This window comes from Psychrobacillus sp. FSL W7-1457 (assembly GCF_038593405.1).
Taxonomy (GTDB): domain Bacteria; phylum Bacillota; class Bacilli; order Bacillales_A; family Planococcaceae; genus Psychrobacillus.
In genome coordinates this window covers 3,608,035-3,628,862 of sequence record NZ_CP151993.1, presented here as the reverse complement: position 1 = coordinate 3,628,862, position 20,828 = coordinate 3,608,035, and the positions used below count along the sequence as shown (strand labels likewise).

General features: G+C 38.0%; 19 protein-coding genes, 1 pseudogene and 1 other annotated feature. Of the genes and pseudogenes, 9 read left to right on the top strand and 11 right to left on the bottom strand.

Going from position 1 to position 20,828, the window contains the following annotated elements; genetic code table 11:
* Positions 1–133: 133 nt before the first annotated feature.
* The 3 genes from asnB to NSQ95_RS17760 all read right to left on the bottom strand — a co-directional run bounded on the left by asnB (position 134) and on the right by NSQ95_RS17760 (position 4,238).
* Positions 134–1,978, bottom strand: coding sequence for an asparagine synthase (glutamine-hydrolyzing) (gene asnB / locus NSQ95_RS17770; protein ID WP_340881610.1), 1,845 nt, complete (start codon positions 1,976–1,978; stop codon positions 134–136).
* A gap of 129 nt (positions 1,979–2,107) precedes the next feature.
* Positions 2,108–3,346: an ABC transporter permease gene (locus NSQ95_RS17765; protein ID WP_340881611.1), complete on the bottom strand. Its 1,239-nt coding sequence runs from the start codon at positions 3,344–3,346 to the stop codon at positions 2,108–2,110.
* The gene (locus tag NSQ95_RS17760; protein ID WP_340881612.1) at positions 3,339–4,238 is read right to left on the bottom strand and encodes an ABC transporter ATP-binding protein; all 900 of its coding nucleotides are present in this window, start codon (positions 4,236–4,238) and stop codon (positions 3,339–3,341) included. Before NSQ95_RS17760 ends, NSQ95_RS17765 begins: the two co-directional genes overlap by 8 nt.
* A 228-nt stretch (positions 4,239–4,466) precedes the next feature.
* Here NSQ95_RS17760 and NSQ95_RS17755 point away from each other — a divergent pair, with 228 nt between their 5' ends.
* Together NSQ95_RS17755 and NSQ95_RS17750 are read left to right on the top strand one after the other, a co-directional pair.
* Entirely contained in the window at positions 4,467–5,783 is a 1,317-nt protein-coding gene (locus tag NSQ95_RS17755) for a stalk domain-containing protein (protein ID WP_340881613.1), read from the top strand.
* A 71-nt stretch (positions 5,784–5,854) separates the two neighbouring features.
* On the top strand, positions 5,855–6,316 hold the full coding sequence (locus NSQ95_RS17750) for a GNAT family N-acetyltransferase (RefSeq protein ID WP_340881615.1): 462 nt from the start codon (positions 5,855–5,857) through the stop codon (positions 6,314–6,316).
* A 70-nt stretch (positions 6,317–6,386) separates the two neighbouring features.
* Here the strand turns inward: NSQ95_RS17750 and aroD are convergent, their stop codons facing one another.
* Positions 6,387–7,139: a type I 3-dehydroquinate dehydratase gene (gene aroD / locus NSQ95_RS17745; RefSeq protein ID WP_340881617.1), complete on the bottom strand. Its 753-nt coding sequence runs from the start codon at positions 7,137–7,139 to the stop codon at positions 6,387–6,389.
* Positions 7,140–7,205: 66 nt separating this feature from the next.
* Between aroD and NSQ95_RS17740 the strand changes: the two genes are divergently transcribed.
* Both NSQ95_RS17740 and argS read left to right on the top strand, forming a co-directional pair.
* Entirely contained in the window at positions 7,206–8,057 is an 852-nt protein-coding gene (locus tag NSQ95_RS17740; RefSeq protein WP_340881619.1) for a GNAT family N-acetyltransferase, read from the top strand.
* A gap of 66 nt (positions 8,058–8,123) precedes the next feature.
* Positions 8,124–8,342 (top strand) — a binding site (T-box leader).
* A gap of 50 nt (positions 8,343–8,392) precedes the next feature.
* Complete coding sequence (gene argS, locus NSQ95_RS17735) at positions 8,393–10,072, top strand: arginine--tRNA ligase (RefSeq protein ID WP_340881621.1); 1,680 nt, start codon at positions 8,393–8,395, stop codon at positions 10,070–10,072.
* Positions 10,073–10,120: 48 nt separating this feature from the next.
* Here argS and NSQ95_RS17730 read toward each other — a convergent pair whose 3' ends face one another.
* From NSQ95_RS17730 to NSQ95_RS17710, 5 genes are all read right to left on the bottom strand, one after another.
* Complete coding sequence (locus NSQ95_RS17730; protein ID WP_340881622.1) at positions 10,121–11,230, bottom strand: DUF4179 domain-containing protein; 1,110 nt, start codon at positions 11,228–11,230, stop codon at positions 10,121–10,123.
* Positions 11,227–11,793: a sigma-70 family RNA polymerase sigma factor gene (locus NSQ95_RS17725; protein WP_340881623.1), complete on the bottom strand. Its 567-nt coding sequence runs from the start codon at positions 11,791–11,793 to the stop codon at positions 11,227–11,229. Before NSQ95_RS17725 ends, NSQ95_RS17730 begins: the two co-directional genes overlap by 4 nt.
* Before the next feature lie 157 nt (positions 11,794–11,950).
* Complete coding sequence (locus tag NSQ95_RS17720; RefSeq protein ID WP_340881624.1) at positions 11,951–12,697, bottom strand: ferritin-like domain-containing protein; 747 nt, start codon at positions 12,695–12,697, stop codon at positions 11,951–11,953.
* A 59-nt stretch (positions 12,698–12,756) separates the two neighbouring features.
* Positions 12,757–13,812 (bottom strand): DUF4097 family beta strand repeat-containing protein, encoded by a 1,056-nt coding sequence (locus tag NSQ95_RS17715; RefSeq protein WP_340881626.1) that lies wholly within the window; start codon positions 13,810–13,812, stop codon positions 12,757–12,759.
* Positions 13,805–14,128, bottom strand: coding sequence for a PadR family transcriptional regulator (locus NSQ95_RS17710; protein ID WP_298474236.1), 324 nt, complete (start codon positions 14,126–14,128; stop codon positions 13,805–13,807). The genes NSQ95_RS17715 and NSQ95_RS17710 overlap by 8 nt, the downstream gene beginning before the upstream one ends.
* A gap of 299 nt (positions 14,129–14,427) precedes the next feature.
* Here NSQ95_RS17710 and NSQ95_RS17705 point away from each other — a divergent pair.
* Positions 14,428–14,834, top strand: a pseudogene (locus NSQ95_RS17705) (NUDIX hydrolase).
* 12 nt (positions 14,835–14,846) lie between these two features.
* Here the strand turns inward: NSQ95_RS17705 and NSQ95_RS17700 are convergent.
* Positions 14,847–15,605, bottom strand: coding sequence for a MerR family transcriptional regulator (locus NSQ95_RS17700; protein ID WP_342560015.1), 759 nt, complete (start codon positions 15,603–15,605; stop codon positions 14,847–14,849).
* Positions 15,606–15,751: 146 nt separating this feature from the next.
* On the opposite strand from NSQ95_RS17700, the gene NSQ95_RS17695 reads away from it, so the two are divergent.
* Both NSQ95_RS17695 and NSQ95_RS17690 read left to right on the top strand, forming a co-directional pair.
* On the top strand, positions 15,752–16,339 hold the full coding sequence (locus NSQ95_RS17695) for a histidine phosphatase family protein (protein ID WP_340881632.1): 588 nt from the start codon (positions 15,752–15,754) through the stop codon (positions 16,337–16,339).
* Entirely contained in the window at positions 16,336–16,845 is a 510-nt protein-coding gene (locus NSQ95_RS17690) for a cupin domain-containing protein (protein WP_340881633.1), read from the top strand. Before NSQ95_RS17695 ends, NSQ95_RS17690 begins: the two co-directional genes overlap by 4 nt.
* Positions 16,846–16,950: 105 nt before the next feature.
* On the opposite strand, the gene NSQ95_RS17685 is transcribed toward NSQ95_RS17690, so the two are convergent.
* Positions 16,951–17,796: a dimethylarginine dimethylaminohydrolase family protein gene (locus tag NSQ95_RS17685; protein ID WP_340885834.1), complete on the bottom strand. Its 846-nt coding sequence runs from the start codon at positions 17,794–17,796 to the stop codon at positions 16,951–16,953.
* 160 nt (positions 17,797–17,956) lie between these two features.
* Here NSQ95_RS17685 and NSQ95_RS17680 point away from each other — a divergent pair, with 160 nt between their 5' ends.
* Together NSQ95_RS17680 and nagZ are read left to right on the top strand one after the other, a co-directional pair.
* Entirely contained in the window at positions 17,957–18,691 is a 735-nt protein-coding gene (locus tag NSQ95_RS17680; protein WP_340881635.1) for a YqcI/YcgG family protein, read from the top strand.
* 359 nt (positions 18,692–19,050) lie between these two features.
* Positions 19,051–20,715 carry a beta-N-acetylhexosaminidase gene (gene nagZ, locus NSQ95_RS17675; protein WP_340881637.1) on the top strand — a complete coding sequence of 555 codons (1,665 nt, stop codon included), beginning with the start codon at positions 19,051–19,053 and terminating at the stop codon, positions 20,713–20,715.
* Positions 20,716–20,828: the final 113 nt, after the last annotated feature.

The window sequence follows — 20,828 nt, the reverse complement described above, 5'->3', positions numbered from 1 at the left end:
AACTTCAAAGTAAAATGACACTGGAGATACTTTTTCCAGCTCATTTTTTTCGTATTATTAATCAATCTCTATTATAAAAAAATAAATAATAAGGGTGGACGCGATTGTTAACGTCCACCCCTCTATCAATCTATCAGTCAACGAGCTGAACATTATAATCCTTAAACCAAATATGCATTTGAGCCAAATATGCTAACAGCTGAGGACCCGTCATCAATTGACCATACCAAGGAGTTTTAAAAGCCTCTCCATTTGATTCGATTAAAGAGTGAAGGCTACTTGGTGTAAATAATTCATGTAAGATAGAATTCTTATCTAATAACTGTTCCTTCATCATAAGCTGTATCTTTGCCGCGTAAATAGGGTTATGTGTTTTTGGATAAGGACTCTTTTTACGATATAGTACCTCGTGAGGAAGAATTCCCTCTAACGCCTTGCGAAGTATACCTTTTTCTTGATTTCCAACCATTTTAAAATCCCAGGGAATATTCCACGCGTACTCTACAAGCCGGTGGTCAGCAAAGGGAACGCGAACCTCTAAACTTGCTCCCATGCTCATTCGGTCTTTACGGTCTAGCAGAGTGGTCATAAACCAAATCATATTCATATAAAAAAGCTCTCTTCGCTCAGCTTCTAAGGAGGATTCTCCAAATAGCTGAGGCGTTTCAGCTGCACTGACATCATAAGCATTTTGGACATAGTCATCGATGTTCAATTTCTTCTGCCAGCTATCATTTAGCAATGAGTGTCTTTCATGCTTGGAGCGAATCCAAGGAAAGCCTGTTTCTGCATTCCCTATCTTATGGAACCAAGGATAGCCTCCAAAAATTTCATCCGCACATTCTCCAGACAATCCAACGGTGAAATCTTTTTTGATCTCCTTACAAAACCATAAAAGAGAGGAATCGATATCTGCCATTCCAGGTAAATCGCGAACATGGACTGCCTCCGTTAAGAATTGGGCTAAATCATCCTGTGTAATAACAGAAAAGTGGTGGGTAGTATTAAGAGTGCTGGAGACCTTTTGGATGAAAGGAAAATCCTCGCTCGGCTGAAATTCATTTCCCTTGAAGTGTACGTTGTTGTTTTCATAATCAATGGAGTAAGTATGGAGGGGAGACTTGCCATCTCTTTTATAGGCATTCGCAGCAATGGCAGAAATGGCGCTGGAATCTATTCCTCCAGAAAGGAATGTACATAAAGGTACATCAGATACGAGCTGCCTTTCTATGGCATCTGTTACTAAGTATCTTACGTTCTCAACTGTTTCTTCTAAAGTGTCGGTATGCTCCTTACTTTCCACGTTCCAATATCTCCATACACGAAGTCCATTTTTTGAAAAGATTAAGGCATGTGCTGGCCGAAGCTCTCTTATACCTTTATACACACCGAAGCCTGGAGTACGTGATGGACCAAGACCAATAATTTCAGATAATCCTTCCCGGTCAATCTCAGTAGGAACGTCTGGATGCGCAAGTAATGCCTTTAATTCGGAGCCAAATAGCAGACCTTCATTTTTTTCTGTAAAAAACAAAGGCTTTACCCCTAAGCGGTCTCTGGCCATAAACACTTTTTGTTCCTCTTCATCCCAAATCGCAAACGCGAAAATTCCATTAAAGTAATCAATGCACTTTTCCTTCCATTCAATATAAGAGGTTAACAATACTTCCGTATCGGAATGCCCGGAGAATGAATGGCCACGACTTAGTAATTCTTTTCGGAGGTCCTCTGTATTATAAAGCTCCCCATTATAGCAAAGTGTATAGTTCCTAGATTGATAGCTTTTGCTCATTGGCTGCTTGCCTCCAATAGGGTCAACCACTGTTAATCTTCGGTGACCAAAGGCAGCATGGGCTGAGCTCCATACATTATGGTCATCAGGTCCTCGCTTTTTTAAACACTCCGCCATCTTCTCGACAATAGGGGAATGCCCTCGTAAATCTCTTTTAAAATCAACCCATCCCGTTATTCCACACATATTATTCGCATCCCTTCTTTCACCCCCATAGTATATGCAAAAAAGTACTGTAAAAGTGACGAGAGAAAAACACTCCAAATAGTAAAAAGTACCGCGAACATGTGAGGTTCGCGATACTTTCATTTAATATTAGGTTGTTACCTTCAACATCGTTTTAATCTTCTGGATTAACCCACCTGAACTATATGTGAGAACACTTCGTTTATAGAAGGATAGACTAATGACGAATGCGATAATAGAAGTAATAACGAGTATGGCTAAAGCTAACATTGGCTCGAATGTCCCAATGTCTGTTGCACCAATACGTAGGGGCATTACCATCCCGGATGTAAATGGAATATAAGAAAATACCTTCACTAGCATAGTGTCAGGACTTTGTGCTCCAAAGATTAACACATAGAAACCGATGATTCCAATGATAGTCATTGGCATAACTGCCTGGCCCGCTTCCTCCACTTTAGATACTAGTGAGCCTAATAATGCGCCAATGATTAGATTTAATATTATTGTCAGTATTAAAAAGGCAAAAGCATACCCAATGTAAGAGTAGGAAAGTTCCTCAATCATAGGTTGTAGGCTATCCATTTTGGAGCCACCATCAACTGTCATGAAGATGACTGCTAAAACTATGATCAAAGCTGCAATTTGAGTGATCGCCAAGAGAAATGTCCCAGTCAATTTAGCGATTAAATGAGTAGATGGTTTAACGCTTGCAAGTAGTACTTCTAAAACACGAGAGCCTTTTTCAGAAGCTACGTCTGTGGTAATCATAGATAAAAAGGAAATTAGAAATCCATAAATTAAAGAGCCGACAAGCATAGAAGCGACGATTCCAATGGCTTTCTCATCCTCACTCTTACCACCAACCGAGGCTTCATCTAAATTTTTCATAGTGATGACTGTCTCAGATTGCAGGATTTTATCAGCTTCCTCAGCTGATAAATCTAACTGTTGTACCTCATACAATTTCCCGGCATATTGAAGGGTTGAAGATAAGCTAAGCTGATCATTAAATGTGAGTGGTTCATACGTAGCAATCTCAGCGCTTAGAGAATTCCCTTCATCTTTTATAAAAATAGCAGCCGCATAGTCTCCATCAATTACTTCCTTTTCTACTTCATTATTAGATTCTGTAGGAAAGGAGAAGGCTAAATCACTATTCGATTGGAATAAAGCATCAATATCGGCATCTGTTTCATTTATCACAGCAATTTCCAATGCTTCACTTTCAAAGAAAGCGGCCTTTATATCCGACCAAAACAATACGATAGAAATTACACCGACATAGATAGCAAGCATGACAATAAATGACTTTGCCTTTATCTTTTCAGTATATAGCTGTTTTACAAGCAACCAGAATTTAGACATTCTTGCCACCTACCTTATCCTTGAAGATTTCATCTAATGACAAGTAATCCAGGCTAAATTTTTCGATATATTTACCATCAAAAATGGAGTCGAAAATCGCTTGAGCATATTTTTCGTCTGCTAGTGTAAGTACATACTGGTCTTTGCCAACATGGACATGCTTGACGCCTTCCATACTTTCGAGCTTATCCTTAGGTATATCTGTTCGAATGGTTAGTCTTGTCTTCCCGTACTGCTTCTTCAAGTCTAGTAAGCTACCAGCAAACAAAGAGACGCCTCTTTTTAATAGGCATAGATGGTCACAAAGCTCTTCTACATTTTCCATTTGATGACTAGAAAATAAAATGGTCGTGCCTTTGTCTTTTAGCTCTAAAATAGCTCCCTTTAACAAGTCTTTGTTTACTGGATCCAAGCCACTGAAAGGTTCATCTAGAATGAGAAAAGCAGGCTGGTGTATGAAGCTTGCGATTAATTGAACCTTTTGCTGATTACCCTTTGATAAAGTTTCGGCTTTTGCTTTTCTTTTATCCTCTAATTCAAAACGGTCAATCCAATAATCGACTTCTTTTTTTAGATCCTTTCGGGATTTACCACGAAGCTCACCAAAGAAGTAAAGCTGATCCTCTACTTTCATTGCAGGAAAAATCCCTCTTTCCTCGGGTAAATAGCCAAGAAGGTCTCGGTTAATATTGTTGATATTCGTACCATCCCATGTAATGGTTCCTTCTGTAGTTTCCTGTAAATCTAGTATCATACGAAAAGTCGTTGTTTTACCTGCGCCATTTTGGCCGATTAAGCCAAAGATTTCACCTTTTTCAATGGTAAAGGAAAGATGGTCTACTGCAGTGAAATTATGGTAACGCTTGGTTACTTCATTGATTACTAATGCCATACATATGCTCCATTCCTAAGTATTTTTACATAATACTTTATACGTGCAATTACATTAAACGTTTCAAAAAATTGTGAAACGTTTAGTATAGCCTTCCGTCTAATACATTGATAACAACAAAGGGGACGGTAAAAAATGAAAAAATTACGCTATCTTTATTTAAGCTTTATAGCCATTTGTCTTCTTCTCGCACCTACATTTGTATTAGCAAAGGAGGGGGAGAATTCCATGAATTCTAAATTAGAGAGGTTTACCGGAGTGGTTAAAGAAATCACTCATAAAGCGGACAATGTCATACTTACGGTAGAAACAGAGGAAAAAGAACCAATTGTCACTATTTTTACTATTTCAGATGAGACACTTTTATTTAACAGCGGTACCACGAAGGAAATTAAACAAAAGGATTTTGTTAAAGGACAACGAATAGAAGCCTATTATGACAAAACACAGCCTAGGATTATGATTTATCCTGCCCAAATCACTCCTGAGCTAATAATTGCGCATGATTCCAAAAATGTAGGCTTTGCTAAAGTGGGTATCTTTAATGATGAGTTAACAAGTGAAGACAATCAGCTGAAGCTTAACATTACTAAGGACACGCTTGTGGTTAATGAGCATGGAGAGAGTATTATACAAAAGAATTTTGCAGGTCATGAGCTAATTGTATTTTACAAGTCCACAACTAGAAGTATTCCTGCACAAGCAATACCATCCAAAGTAGTGGTCTTGGATGATGAAGAGCAGAATGCCAGCAACTTTATCAAGTTTACAGGAACCGTTAAGGAAGTTACTAAAGATAATAAAGAAGTGACCTTGACTGTAGAGTCAGACGATGATGAGACATTGGTATCTATGTTTGTATTGAATAAAGACGTTATAGCGCTTAACGATGCTTCAACCAAAGAAGTATCGATTGACTCGTTTCAAAAGGGAACTAAAGTGGATGCTTATTATGATAAAAATAAACCAATGATTTTAATCTATCCACCAAGAATCACGCCAGATATAATTGTTGCTCATGGAAAAAAGGGTAGCTTAGTAAAGGTGTCAAAATTCAATGAGGATTTTGTAAGCTTAGACAGAGAGCTTCATCTTCAAATTACCAATCAAACCAAATTAATGGACGAAAAGGGTAAGAAAATTAAACAAAAGGATTTAAAGGGTAAGGAGTTAATCGTATTCTATAGCGCTCCTAAGGGAGAACAGAAGCTTATAACTCCTTCTAAAATTATTGCAATAGACTATGTTGAACCTGCTGTAAAGGAGCTCAATCATCTAATAGAAGATAACCATTTTATCCACAATGGGGTTAAAATGATTCCTTTACGCCAAGTGGCTCAATACTTAGGGTATGAGGTCATATCTCATCCAAAACGAAATAGTATGTACTTAAAGCTTGGTAACGGTTCTTTTACCATAACACGTGGTGAGCTGAAGTATGGATATAATAAAAGTATAAGGGAATTCCAAGAGGCTCCTGTTTTGCACAACAAGCAGACCTATGTGTCTGAGGATATTTTAGAGTTATTGATACCTGAGTCGTGAGCGAAAGTCATCCTTGCTTTTAGAGAGGGATGGCTTTTGTTAGGATAAAAATAAAGAGGGGCGAAAAGTAAATGAATATACATAAAATAGATAGCAATTATCCAATGGATTTGTTGCTTTTAGCTGATCCTTCAGAGGAATTGGTGGAAGCCTATTTGGATAGAGGGCAATGTTATATAGCGAAAGATAGCGACGAAACAATTGGAGTTTATGTATTGCTACCCTTGGATGACGACACTATAGAGCTCAAAAATATAGCTGTGCATGAGCAATATCAAGGAAGAGGACTAGGAAAAGAATTGGTACTTCATGCAATTGAAAAATCCATGGAGCTTGGATATAAAATAATAGAGGTGGGAACGGGAAACTCTAGTTTAAACCAGCTGGCGCTCTATCAAAAGTGTGGTTTCCGAATCGTATCTGTGGATAGAGATTTCTTCACTATACATTATTCGGAAGAAATTGTGGAAAACGGAATTCCGTGTGTGGATATGATACGACTAGAAAAAAGATTATACACAGGAGGACTATAGAGCATTAGAGTTTATATCAACACTCTGGATTTCAAACGGGAGTCATCGCCCCGTTTGAAATCGCATAAAGCTATGCGTTATGTAGAAGCTTTAAGACTTTCTTTAACTCGGCAGCTTTAATTTGTCCGGGAGCGGAAGCAGAGAGAACTGAACCAAATGTAGCAGCTGAACCAAAAATCTCTCCAGCCATACGGCTAACGATACCTGCCTTAGCCATAGCCATCGTAATAATCGGACGGTCTGCATATGTAGAATACATTGTGTAGGTAGCATCCAAAAGGGTAAGGACGTCTGCGGGGCTACTAGGCATCACAGCTATTTTGGGGATATCTGCCCCTAGCTTTTGCATAGTTGTCATTCGTTCTATTATGACTTCTTTGGAAGGTGTCCCTTTAAAATCATGGCTTGACATTACCACAGAAATTTTAAAATCCTTAGCTAAAGCTACTATTTCCTCTACATCCTCTGAAAAAAGCTCTATATCCACTAAATCTATTTCTTTTGTTTGGATGACCTCACGCAAAAGCTGCTTATAATAGGTGCTCTCTATAACAGTAGAACCGCCCTCCTTATGACTTCTAAAGGTAAATAGAAGAGGAACCGGATACAAAAAATTACGTATATAGGAAAGGGTATCCTTGACCACTTCTATGTTTTCCACTCCTTGCAACAAATCTACTCTCCACTCCACTATATCTGGAGCGCTTTCTTTAACTAGTGGTAGCTCATTTAAAAGGAAGTCTTTATCTTTTCCTGTTAATGGAACAATGACCTTAGGAAGTCCTTCTCCAATATGAATATCCCGAATAGAAATAATTTTCATAAATATCTCCCATCATGCAACGTTTTACGTTATATTAACATAAAACATTACAAAGGGGATGGAAAAATGAGATTTCAAATCTATGAAAGTGCAGAGAATTTTTACGAGAAGGCAATACCTTTTTTAAAGGAAAATGAGGACAAATTTAGCTTGTTTCTAGGGGTGCTAGAAAGAATACGAGTAGGTGGATATGAAAACCCGCTAATGGCGACTATTGAAGAAGATGGAGAGTTAATTGCTCTTTTTCAAATGACTCCACCACATCCTCTAAATATTATTTTTGTGGATCCAAATAAAATAGAGGCATCAACTGATTTAGGTATAGAAGAAATCATACAACGAGGTATACATATTGACTCCATAATAAGTGTGAAAGAGTGGGCTATGCATTTTGCAGAGAAATGGGAAGAAAAAACCGGTCAACCCCACTCCCTGTTAATGGACCAAGGGCTATACCGATTAGATCAGGTGGATGATATGTTAGAAGCTAGTCCAGGCTCCTGGAGGCTTGCTAATGACAAAGACGCTCCACTAATCGAATCTTGGCTTAGCCAATTTGAAGGAGATACGGGACTTCCGAGAAGCGCTAAAGAAGATATAGCTCAAAGAGTGGAAGCTATGTTAAATGCTCGTGAGGTTTTTCTTTGGGAGGATGAAGGGGAAATCGTGTCCATGATGAAGAAGGCGAGACCTTCCGCGCATGGGGTGACTGTTTCTATGGTGTTTACTCCAAAAGAGAAACGACGAAAAGGATACGGCAGAACCATGGTGGCAGCCTGCAGCAAGGAGCTATTAAAGCAATATGACTTCTGCGTGCTATATACGGATATGCTAAACCCGACCTCCAACAAAATCTACCAAGAAATTGGTTATCAGAAGCTAATCGACTCCGTTCATTTGAAGCTAGGAAGTAAATAAGGTTGTATACACCAAATGTATATTGACATTAGGATTGCATTCCACTAAAATTAGTAAAAATTAATAGACAATTCAGTGATAAAGAGAGTATCCGAATGCAGTAATGCCAAGCGAGTCAGGGGAGGTGAGAGCCTGATGCAAAACTTTTCGGAGAAACGCACTTTGGAGAAGCTTTTTGAACTAAGAGTAGAAAAGACCGGGGAAGTCCTCGTTAATAACGTTAAAGCGGTCACAACGTGTGACAACTAGAGTGGTACCACGGGAATTTAAGCTCTCGTCTCTTCATAGAGGCGAGGGCTTTTTATATGAAGAAAAAATGTGGAGGCTGAATGTATATGGAATTAGTGAAGCAAATGGCTTTTTTGGTAGAATCTGTTTTAAAAGGTCTGTTAACAGTAGATGAGATAGAGAAGCTTTTTGAAAAGCCAAAGAACGAAGAATTAGGAGATGTAGCATTTCCTTGTTTTACACTAGCCAAAATATATAAAAAATACCCGCAGCTAATAGCTACTGAATTGGCAACTCAGTTAAAAGGCTCTCTTATTTTTAAGGTAGAAGCGGTAGGTGGCTACGTGAACATCTTCTATAACCAGCAAACCGTTGCTAAGCAAGTACTTAAGGAAATAATGGAAACCAAAACCCAATACGGCCAGCTGCCAATGAAGAACGAGAAAATTACGATAGATTTCTCCTCACCGAATATTGCTAAGCCCTTTTCTATGGGACATCTACGTTCTACGGTAATAGGAAATGCGCTTGCCAATATAGCAGAAAAGAACGGATACAAGACTATTCGTATTAACCATTTAGGAGATTGGGGAACTCAATTCGGTAAGTTAATCGTGGCCTATAAGCTATGGGGAGATAAGGAAAAAATAGAAGCCTCGCCGATAGAAGAGCTATTAAAGATTTACGTAAAGTTTCATGAATGGGCCGAAAAAGATGAATCTTTGAATGTGGAGGCAAGAGCTGCCTTCAAGAGTTTGGAGCAGGGGGATGAGGAGGCTAGAGAGCTTTGGAATTGGTTTAAGGAGGCCTCTCTCAAAGAGTTTCAAGGTATTTATGAACTATTAGGGATTGTATTTAGTTCCTTTAACGGTGAAGCATTCTATAACGATAAAATGGAACCTGTGGTTAAAGAGATAGAAGAAAAGGGCTTACTAACTGCATCTGACGGGGCACTAGTAGTGGAGCTCGAAGATATGCCACCATGTCTGATTAAGAAAACGGATGGAACTACCCTATATGCAACGAGAGATTTAGCGGCAGCCTTGTATCGCAAAAAAGAATATGATTTTGCAAAGTCATTTTATGTAGTGGGCAACGAGCAAACGCTTCATTTTAATCAGCTGTTCAGTGTGCTTCAAAAAATGGGCTATGAGTGGGCAAAGGACTGTCAGCACGTACCGTTTGGAATGATGCTGAAGGATGGCAAGAAGATGTCGACTCGTAAAGGGAAGGTGGTTTTATTGAAAGGAGTATTGGAAGAGGCGATTGAAGAGGCGAAGAATAGCATTAAGGAGAAAAATCCATCTCTTCCTAATAAAGAAGAGGTCGCAAAATCGGTTGGGGTAGGTGCAGTCATCTTCCATGATTTAAAAAATCATCGTATGAATGATGTAGAATTTTCACTAGAACAAATGCTTAACTTCGAAGGGGAAACTGGCCCGTATGTCCAGTATACGCACGCAAGAATTTGTTCGCTTCTTCAAAAGGGCTATTTTGATGCTAACAATGTAAGGCTGGAAGGGTTAGAAAAAGAGACTTGGCAAACGATTATGACACTTCAACGTTTTCCACAGGTTATACAGAAATCCTTTGAACAGGTAGATCCATCGCTTATAGCAAAATACTGCCTAACACTATCTCGCCACTTTAATAAATATTATGCACATACAAAAATCCTCGTTGATGACGAGACAAAGGTATCCAAACTGACACTTTGTTATGCGGTTGCGATAGTTTTAAAGGAAGGGTTGAGCTTACTGGGGATAGAAGCTCCGGAGCAGATGTAAAAAAAAGAGGACTGGTTATGGATACTCACTACCAGTCCTCTGTTATATTTATTTTAAATCAATAATGATGTCATCCATCTTAAATTGTTTTTGATCGGCTGTACTATCATTAGAGCGACCTCCCTCTTTTATAGAACCATCCTCATTATAATCAACTAAATCATAATCATATAATTCTACTTTAGGAGTAATTATGAGTTGGGTAGCCTTAGGATTAATCTTCTCGTAGATAGCACCCCATTTAATATTACGCTTAGCAGAGTTATAATCTCCTCCACCACTTTGGTCTTTAAGAGAATAATGATTACCTAGATTATCTTGAACCATTAAATTAACAGAAATATTATCCCACCCTTCATACAACTTAGCGGAGGTAAATTCTTCGAAGACTAGATGAAATGAATTCGGTGAAATTGTTAGCTTTTGTAGATGAATTGCAATATCTTCTTGTTCCAACTTTTTATCTAAATGATAGATAGCGATATCAGCCTTACTTAAAGTAAAATTGAACTTCCAATCGCCTTCGATAGGTTCATTATCAATGGTACTTCCTGGACGTAAGTAATCAATGTTCCACTCTATTGGCAAAGTGGCATCCCTTTCGTCCATTTTCATAGTAATAATACCTACATATTTATTTTCGCTCTCTGGTACTTTACTTGCTGCATGGCTTCCAGTTTTCGGAGAGCCTTGAAGGTGTGGTACCCCTCTAATTACAACGGGGTTCCCAAGATCTCTATTGGCATCGATTGTATAGGTAACAATCATAGATTCCCCATCGTAGATGGCATCGGCGACGGTTATGTCTATCCCATTGCTTGTTGCTGTTATATTTATAGGAGTAGAAATATCTGCATAACCCTCATAATAAGTTCCTCCGTCACCGGTATTTCCATATAAGAATTTATAAATATTACTGATTACTGTAATATTGTCCGCATAGGCTGTAAAAGAAAGCCCTACTAAAGCAGAGATGCTTAGTCCAATCGCAAGGGAAGCGGCAGCTAATAACTTTTTCCCTTTCCTTTGTTTAGATGTGCTGATTTTATTTATTAATTCTTTTTTTACCTTCGCTCGCTCAAACTCGCTTACTTCTACCTCTTCAAATTCGTCTACATCTATTTCGATATCATTAAATTGCTTGTAAAGGTCCTTCATACAAAGCTACCTCCTAGAAGAAATTTTGTAACCTGTCCATTTAGCCTTTTCTTTCCTCGGTATATACGATTATCGACAGAGGCTTTTGTTTTTCCGAGCTTCTTAGCGATTGTCTCTGTGCTTTCTCCAAGAAAAAAACGCATGATGAAGATTTGTTGGTCAATTGGGTCTAGTTTATGGATTAATTGCATTAGCTCGTTTCGGTTTTCTGTAAGGATTAAACGTTTTTCTATTGAATCAGCTGGCTGAAGCTCCATCTGCTCACTGGAAACCTCCATATTACGAGTTGCTTTTCGGTAGTAATCAATTGCCTTAAATTTAGTGATCACACAGATCCATTTTTTAAAATCAGTTGTGTCCCCATTAAAATCCTTGGAGTGATCCCAAATGGATAAAAAAATATCATTAATACATTCATCCATCATTCCAGCATTATTTAAAGGGGAGAGAACCTTGTAGGTAACGCCTTTTATTAGCGGTAAGTAATTATCCACAATATATTCGAGTGCATCTTCTTTTCCAGATTGCAGCCTGTGGATAAAATTAGATTCAGTTGATTTCATCTACAATAGCTCCTTTTGGTAGTTGTAAAAGCTTTTACACTCTATATAACGTCTACGATTTTAATTTTTCTCAAAAATAAAATATTAATTTTAGAGTAACATGAGAAAGTAAAAAAATGGACATAAAAAAAGGCTGCGTTTTGCACGCAGCGATGGCTTATTGACTATTTTTACTTTGCTGAAGTATTTGTGATTCCCCTGATAACTCCCAGTTCTCTACTGTTTCGTATGCTTGTTCAGGAGTATAGCCTTTACCGACTAGGACCCCCATAAGTATAAATTCTTGGAGGATGTGCTTCGTATTAATGCCTCTTTCAACATCATTTAGACCTTCATTTACAAGGTATTCCGTATATTGAATCCATTGATCTGGAAAGGCAACTGGTTCGGGACCATTGCTTGTGGTAGTAGATGCAGTATTTTCAGTTGCTGTCTTCTTAGGAGTATTCATCGAAATATTCTCCGTTAAAATATAATTATACAGCTGAGCGTGCTTCATTTCGTCTGTTAATATCTCAAAGACAATATCTCTATATTCACGATAGGGTAGGCCTTCCCGTATTACTCTGTATTTTTCCATTGCTTTTAGCTCGCCGAAAAATGCTTTCTTAATACCGCTTATATAATCGGCTGGAGGGACAAATTGTTCTTCCGTGGTAATGACAACCTCATTACCAGATAATGCTTTGTACATTTGTTTGAACCATTGCCTATGTTTTACTTCATCGTTTCGAATGGAGGTGATTATTTCAATTTGCTCTTGCGTCGGAGCTAAGGAAATTAAATAATCATAAAAAACTTGATCTTCTTTTTCTCCTTGTACGGCACCGGCTATTAATGTTAACGATTGTTGGAAAGCCTGTTGAGCATACATCTGTTGGTTATAATTTTCTGTTTTATTCATACATTTCCCCTTTTGTTATAGTCCTTACCTAGTCTATGAGAAAAGGGGAGAAAGAGTGTTTATAATTTAATTCCAGAAGTTGCTCGTCTAGCTACAGTTAGTCTGCCATTGTCAGATGTTAACCTGACTTGATGAGTCCCTGCGCCAAAGACTGTTTTAGAATTACGTTCACCAAAAATATCGACTTTACCCCAATCGACTTTTGCAGAGATAGATACATCTGTAGGGTCGGATTCTGTTTCAATCATGATACTTCCGTTGTCCGTTTTAAGGTCAATCATGCGATCAATGCTAGTTGTTAACAGTTCGATACGTCCGTTGTCCGTTTTCCCCAGGATATCCCCATTTACATATTGCATGGTAATTCGGCCATTGTCCGTCTCTGCATAAACCTTCTCGGTATCTACATTGCGAAGCTCTATTCTGCCGTTGTCAGTCGTAGTAGTTAACTTATCAGCCTGGACTCGGTCTAACTCGATACGCCCATTATCTGTGGAAACCTCCATCATAGTAGAAGCTATTTCTTGAAGTGCAATGGAGCCGTTGTCAGATGAAATTTTAACATTTTTTCCTAGCATTTTTTCTGCTCGAATACGTCCGTCATCTGTTTTCATAATAATAGTCGAATATAATTTTTTAGGTAGAGCAACGTTTACTTTCAATTCCTTTACTTGAAAAATAAAAGTAAAGAAGCTCATTTTTTTAGATTTTAACTTAATGGAGAGGGTGTCATCTATAACTTCAGCAACGAAGGAAAGCTTGTCATTGTCTCCAATTAGTTCGATAGTTGTTTCATCGTTCTCTGATGGAAAGACATTTAGAGAACCGTAATCAAGATCGATTAACACATTATTGAAACTAGAATCCGGTATAACAATTAACTTATCACTTGTAAAAGCCTTTGGCTGGGACTTTACCGGAACATAATTTTCAAGAAGCTCCTGTGCGATAAGCTTTGGAGAACCAAGTGAAGTAGAAATGTCGCTGTCCGTTTTTCCATCCTCTCGTGCATTTGAAAAGTACTCTCTAATATCTGAGATTATTTCGTTTCTCTCATCGGTCGTCATTTGATGTAATGCAAGTTCCAATTCCTTAATAAATTGTTGCTCAGTCATTTTTTACACCCTCTTCGATTAGATTATTCACACCATCCGTAAAGCTTTTCCATTCCTTTAATTGCTCATGAAGATATGTTCTACCGAGATCCGTCAGCTTATAATATTTACGTGGAGGACCTTCCGTTGATTCCTGTAAATAAGTTGTGAAGTAGCCTTCTTTTGTTAATCGTCTAAGGAGTGGATAAACTGAGCCCTCAGAAATCGAGATTTGATCTGATATTTTTTGTACAAGTTCATAGCCATATCGATCCTGCTTATCCAATAAGACAAGCACGCACAGGTTTAGCACACCCTTTTTAAATTGTATATTCATTTTCCTTCACTCCCTTCGCTACTATTCAATAAACAGTACCGTTGGTAGTAATATACCATATGCTATTATACAATGCAAGGTACTGAATAAAATAATAAGTGGTATGGATCATTTAGGTTCGTTTACGGGCGATTCTGAGCAGTGAATGGGGCACTTTCACCAAGGTAATGGGCGGAGACGAGCACGCATTGGGCACTTGCCATAAGGATATAGGCGCTTCTATAATTTAGGAATGATACCCAGCAGTACGGTATAATAAAAGAATAATATTTTATAGCTTAGGAAGGACAGTGGAAAGAATGTTTAAATGGCAAGGGGCAGCTGGTATTTGTTTAAATGAGCAGAATGAAGTATTAATGGTTTTACAGGCAGCACCGGGAGAAGACAAGCTGTGGACAGTTCCTTCAGGGACGGTGGAGGAAGGGGAAACTTTTGAAGAATGCTGTGTCCGGGAATTTTGGGAGGAGACAGGCTTAACTGTTCGCCCAATTGAAATGATACATAAAAAAGTGGAATATTAAGTGATTATGGTATCTCGTATTATGTAGAGTATTTTATAGTAGAATTTCTTAGTGGAGAATTAACGATTCATGATCCAGATGAATTTATCCATGAGATTGCTTGGAAGTCATTGGACGATATTAAGAACTTGCCACTAGCTTATCCGGATGATATCCACATAATAGAGCAACTCTTAAAAAACTAGAAGGCTAGCCTTCTAGTTTTTAGTGTATTCTACAATAGCGTCACGTAAAAATTGCGCCGCACCAGGTTGAACTTTATCGTAATAAGCTTGAAAGCGTTCGTCTGCCACGTACATTTCTGCTAGGCCAGCATGTGCTTCCTTTGAATAATTTGGCCAATGAAAACTTATCCACTGTTTATGCAGTTCTGCTGTCTTTTGTCCGAGTTTACTTGTTGGGTCACCAGCAGCAATCGCTTCTTTTAAGCTATCTAATACATCTTGCTCTAAATTTACAACATCTTCATAATGTTCCTTCGTCATGTTTTTTAGAATAGCATTGGATTGGTCTATAACATTATTTCCGTAATTGTTTCGAATTTCCTCACCATACATATCCTCATTGTTGTCCACAAGCTCTTGTTTAAATCCTTCAAATTTTTCTTTGTCTGTCATTTTAATACCCCTTTCATATTCTTGAATCGATTTATCCACATTATTTATTAACAAATCTAGCTGAGCTCGTTTCTGAATTAGTTTTTCCTTATGCTCCTTTAAAGCAACAGTACGGTCGAAGCCAGGTGAAATGAGGATTTCTTTTATTTGTCCCAAGCTTATCCCCAACTCTCGGTAAAACAATATTTGTTGAAGGCGATTTACCTCCGCTGATCCGTACATTCTATAACCTGCTTCGCTTAGGCTTGCTGGTTTTAATAAATCGATTTCATCGTAATAGCGAATAGTTCGAGTACTAATTCCAGCAAGTTCTCCAAGCTTCTGAATTGTATATATCATTACTTCACCTCCAGTTATATGTAGTGTAAAGGTTTACGTCGCGTGAAGGTCAAGACTTAAAAAGAACTTTTTTTCATAAACCTTTTTGACCGCACTTTACGAAAAGTATTTTCTATCTTATCTTTGAACAAAGGGGGTTATTATAAATGACTACAATAGCGTTTATTAGACATGGTGTGACAGCTTGGAATAAAGAGGGACGAGCTCAGGGTAAAACGGATGTGCCGTTAGATGAAGAAGGAATTTTAATGGCAGAGCGAGTTGCCGAGCGGATGGGAAAAGAGCAGTGGGATGTAATGTATACTAGTCCACTAATTAGAGCAAAGCGTACAGCTGAGATTATAGCAAAAAAGCAACCTGAAATAAATTTTAATATAGATATCCGTTTGGGAGAAATTGGAGGAGGTCTTGTAGAGGGAACTACTGAGCAAGAACGAGTAGATAAGTGGGGTCTAAATTGGAGAGCGCAGGATATGGGCTTCGAAAAGGAAGAGGTTATTATCGCTAGAGGTATGTCCTTTATCGAGGATATACAAAAAGCGCATCGAGGTAAGAAAGTAATAGTTGTTAGTCATGGTGGTTTTCTTGCAAGAGTTTTTAACGCACTTATACCAGGTGGAGAATTCTCTAATGATATTGGAAATACCTCAGTTACCATTGTTGAGCTAAAAGATGAGAGAAACCATTGCCACCTGTTTAACTGCATGAAGCATTTAGAAATGAGGGAGGTATGATGGAAAAGGACGCTTCCTATTATATTGAGCATTTAGGCTTGGAGCCACATGCAGAGGGTGGATACTTTCGTTCAACCTTTTCCTCTGACAATACAATAAGTGCAAATGGATTGGATAGAAAGCTATACACAAGCATATACTTTTTACTTGGGGAAAAAGATATCTCTCATTTACATCGCTTGAAATCAGACGAGCTTTGGTATTTTCATGGAGGCGATCCTTTAACTGTCCATGTAATTGATCAAGAAGGAAGTTACCATGAATACAAGCTTGGATTAGATTTAATGAATGGTGAAGTCCCACAATTAATTGTGCCTGGAAATTCCATCTTTGGTTCATCGGTTGCAGAAGGGGGAGCCTTTTCTTTAGTTGGGTGTATGGTTGCACCGGGCTTTGAATATGAAGACTTTGAAATATTCACACAGGATGAGCTGCTAGAGAAATATCCGGAGCATGCTTCAGTCATTCAAAAGCTTGCATACAAAAATATTCCAAATACGTATTAGTTATGAAACGTAATGAACTATTAGAGAAATGAAATATAAAACAAGCTTAAAAACGTATTTCTAAGCTTGTTTTATCTTCGAAACGTCACCATAGAGAGTTTTTGCTTATTGTCGAACAATGGGCATGGAACAACATCTGAATGACCCACCTGATTTAATAATTTCAGAGAAGTCGACCTCCAACACTTCGTATCCGTGTTTTCTCATTTGGTCATTAACACCACGGTTTACTGGTAAACTTAGCACCCGATTTTGACCAATAGACAATACATTGGTCCCCATAGAGAACTGTTCCTGTTCACTTACTTCAATCAAATGATACATGCTCGATAAATGCTCGAAGGTTTCCTGGTCAAGCGCATCTGGATAAATTAATGCATCTTGTGCCGAAAGAATATTGAATACACAATCTAAGTGCAAATACTTTGGATTAAAAGGTATGGGGATAATTTCAAACTCAGGTAATTCACTTTGGAGATCTTGAATAGCATTCTGACTTGTGCGATGACTAATCCCTATAAATACACGTTTTCCGTCAACAATTACATCGCCACCTTCAATCGAATGATTGGAGAGTTTCTTATATGTTATATCATGTTCCTTCATCCATTCGGCAAGCACCTTCTCTTCACCTTGACGAATGGGATTCGCCATTTCAGAAATAAAGAGATGTTTGCCCAAAGTAAAACCAATATCTCTAGTGAAGACTTGTTCAGGATGCTCTTTACTTGGTTTTAGTTTAATTACCTCGATACCTGCCTCCCTTAAAGTTTGTTCAAACTGCTTGTGTTGGGACAGGGCAAGAGATCGATCAATATTATCATTTATATATTGTTTTTGAACATCATTAATCACTTCTTTAATTTCCATATATTGAGGTTCACATAAGAATACCTTTTTTAGTGAGCCATATTCACTCTGACAATTTATTTGTGTTATATCTTCTATCATCTTCACTATAATTCATCCTCCAGTTTATTCATTCACCCTTTATATTCCCCAAATCAGTATTTTATAACCTATTGGTAAAATTTATTTGTTGTTTCAGGAAATCGAGTAAGGGGTAAAGACACATAAAGATTTGTGCGAACAAGACAGTGGAGGAGATTATATGATTACGAAGGAACAAGCGTTATTAACAAAGGAAGACTTTAAAATTAGAACAGACTTGCCGAGTTGGCTGTATAAGGAATATGAAACATTTCATAATACGGTAACTGATAAAACATTCCCGTGTTTTTTTGGAATGAGTGGCGAACTGAAAGGCGAGCTCCGCTATGCTTATATTAGTCAAGATGACTGGAGTAACTTACCTTATGCAGTAGCAGATTTTCTAGATTTATTTAAATTACCAAACTATAAGAGACATGGTCTCTTTGTATTTGTTGAGCCTTTTGAGCAAGAGGGTTCTATTGATGATTACAGAAAGCAATTTTGGGATATCCTTCAGTATTTACATGAGGTCGATGAGGTTGAATGGCCAGAAGATAGTCCTCGCGACCCTGACCACTACTTATGGGATTTCCGATTCAATGGTGAACCAATCTTTGTATTCGGAAATGCTCCTGCTTATAAAAAACGAAAGACTCGTCATCTAGGGAATGCAATGGTGCTAGGATTTCAGCCACGTAAAATATTTGAAGGTCTAGAAGGTACTGAAAAAGGTGGAATTATGTCACGTGAGAAAGTTCGTAAACGTGTAGAAGCATGGGACCAACTCCCTAAGCATCCAGATATCGGTCACTTCGGAGATCCAACGCATAATGAATGGAAACAATCCTTTATAGGTGATGACATTGAGCCGATTCAAGGTAAATGTCCATTTCACCATAAATCACAAGCTTAAGTCCCCTCTTTAGGGGATTTTTTTTGTTGTTTAGGAAATTATAAAATTCTGAACCTGTGGGTAAATTGATGTCTAGCTTCATCGCCTTGCCCCTCGGGGTCAAATGGATAAAAACTGCTCCTGCGCAAGCTCGTCGCAAACAAGAGCGTTTGCGGTGGCTGAGGAACTGCCTCCTCGCTTTTCTCCATTTGCCTGTCGGGGCAGACATAGGCGCTTGCGCTTTTTTTGATAAATGAAGCACAGTAAAGGAGATATGCATACAATTCTCTAAATATTTATAAATAATAACGAGAAAAAAGGTATAGTGTCTATACTAATTGAAATACAATAAGGTAGACGAGTGTTCGGAGGCCTTAAATATGACAAAAAAAATTGCGGTAATCTTAGTGGTAATATTTTTCTTTACTATAATAGAAGCAGTTTTAACAACGAACAAAGAGGAAGAGCCGAAAGAGTTTATAAATAAAGAGGAAACAGTAACAGGAGGGCAGGCAGTTGTCTCTCTCGTTTTTGAGCTAGCAGAAAAAAGGCAGGTTATAAATGTTCCGTTTATCGTTGGCGAGACCGATACGGAACAATTGTACGAGCTATGGGGAGTACCTGATGAAAGCAGTAACCTCTCCAATGATATTTATGATACTTATCTAACTCGTTACGCAACGATTGGACATCATTCAGGAACTGTTTTTGACGTTAGAACTAATTCCTCATATATACAGGAAGTTCAGTTAAAGGACATCCATTCAGTTGCAGGTGAGCCAGACATGATACGAAGCTATCAGGATGAGGGGAAAGAAGAAACTATCCTAGTTTATGAAGTAGCTCCAAATATACAATTAAAATGGATTTTACCGAAGCCCACAGAAAGTGTTCCTAATCCCAATGTACATCATATTTCAGTGTACACAGATTTAAAAGAGGCAAGCTCCCCAGTGAAAACTTCTCCAGTAGACCGAATGACCTTAGAAGAAAAAGTTGGTCAAATGATTTTTGGAGGAATTGATGGAGTGGAATTATCGGAGGAAGGTAGGAGAATGGTTAGGGAGGATAAGGTTGGTGGTGTTATCCTTTTTAAAGATAACTTAGTGAATGCAAACCAAATCGTAACCTTACTGAATTCCTTGAAGGCTGAGAATCAGGAAGAAGACCCTCCACTTTTTTTAGGGGTAGATCAAGAAGGGGGACGGGTGACTAGGATTCCGGAACTTAATGATTTACCAACGAACAAACAAATTGGTCAAAAGAATAATTTGGATTTAGCAAAACAATTAGGGGTTATATTAGGTAGGCAACTAAATGCATATGGATTTAATCTAGATTTTGCTCCTGTAATGGACGTAGATAGTAATCCCGACAATCCTATTATTGGCGATCGTTCTTTTGGAAGTAATCCTAAAGTGGTAAGTGAGTTTGGAATTTCAACTATGAAGGGTTTACAAAGTCAAAATGTTATCTCGGTTATTAAGCATTTCCCTGGTCATGGTGACACAGAAGTTGATTCGCACGTTGAGCTTCCGATAGTAAATAAGGATTTAAAGGAACTTGAAGCGTTAGAGTTAATTCCCTTTGAAAATGCTATTAAAAGCGGAGCTGATGTTGTAATGATCGGTCATATACTATTGCCTAAGATAGATGAGGATATGCCTTCTTCTATCTCTAAAAAGATTATTACAGATATACTGCGTGAACGTTTACAGTATGAAGGAGTCATCATGACGGATGATATGACAATGAAGGCTATTTTAAATCATCATGAAATAGGAGAGGCATCAGTAGAAGCTATAAAGGCTGGCAATGATATTGTATTAATCGCTCATGACTATGAAAAAGTAGAAAGAGCAATTCAAGCTATTTTAGATGCTGTCCGTAATGGAGAGATAAAAGAAGAACAGATTAATAAGAGTGTGGAACGTATTCTCCATTTAAAAGAAAAGTACCGACTAAGCAACAATCAGCTTTCTTCCATTAATATAGAAGAGATCAATAATTTAACGAACGAGTTCACTAACAATATTTTGAAATAATAAAAGCTTCCTATTTAAAAGGGAACAAAGAGGTTGGGACATAATTAGTCTCACTGTTGGGTGCTTGGAATAGTATTGATATTTACTAAATATAGAGGGAAACACTAGTTGTT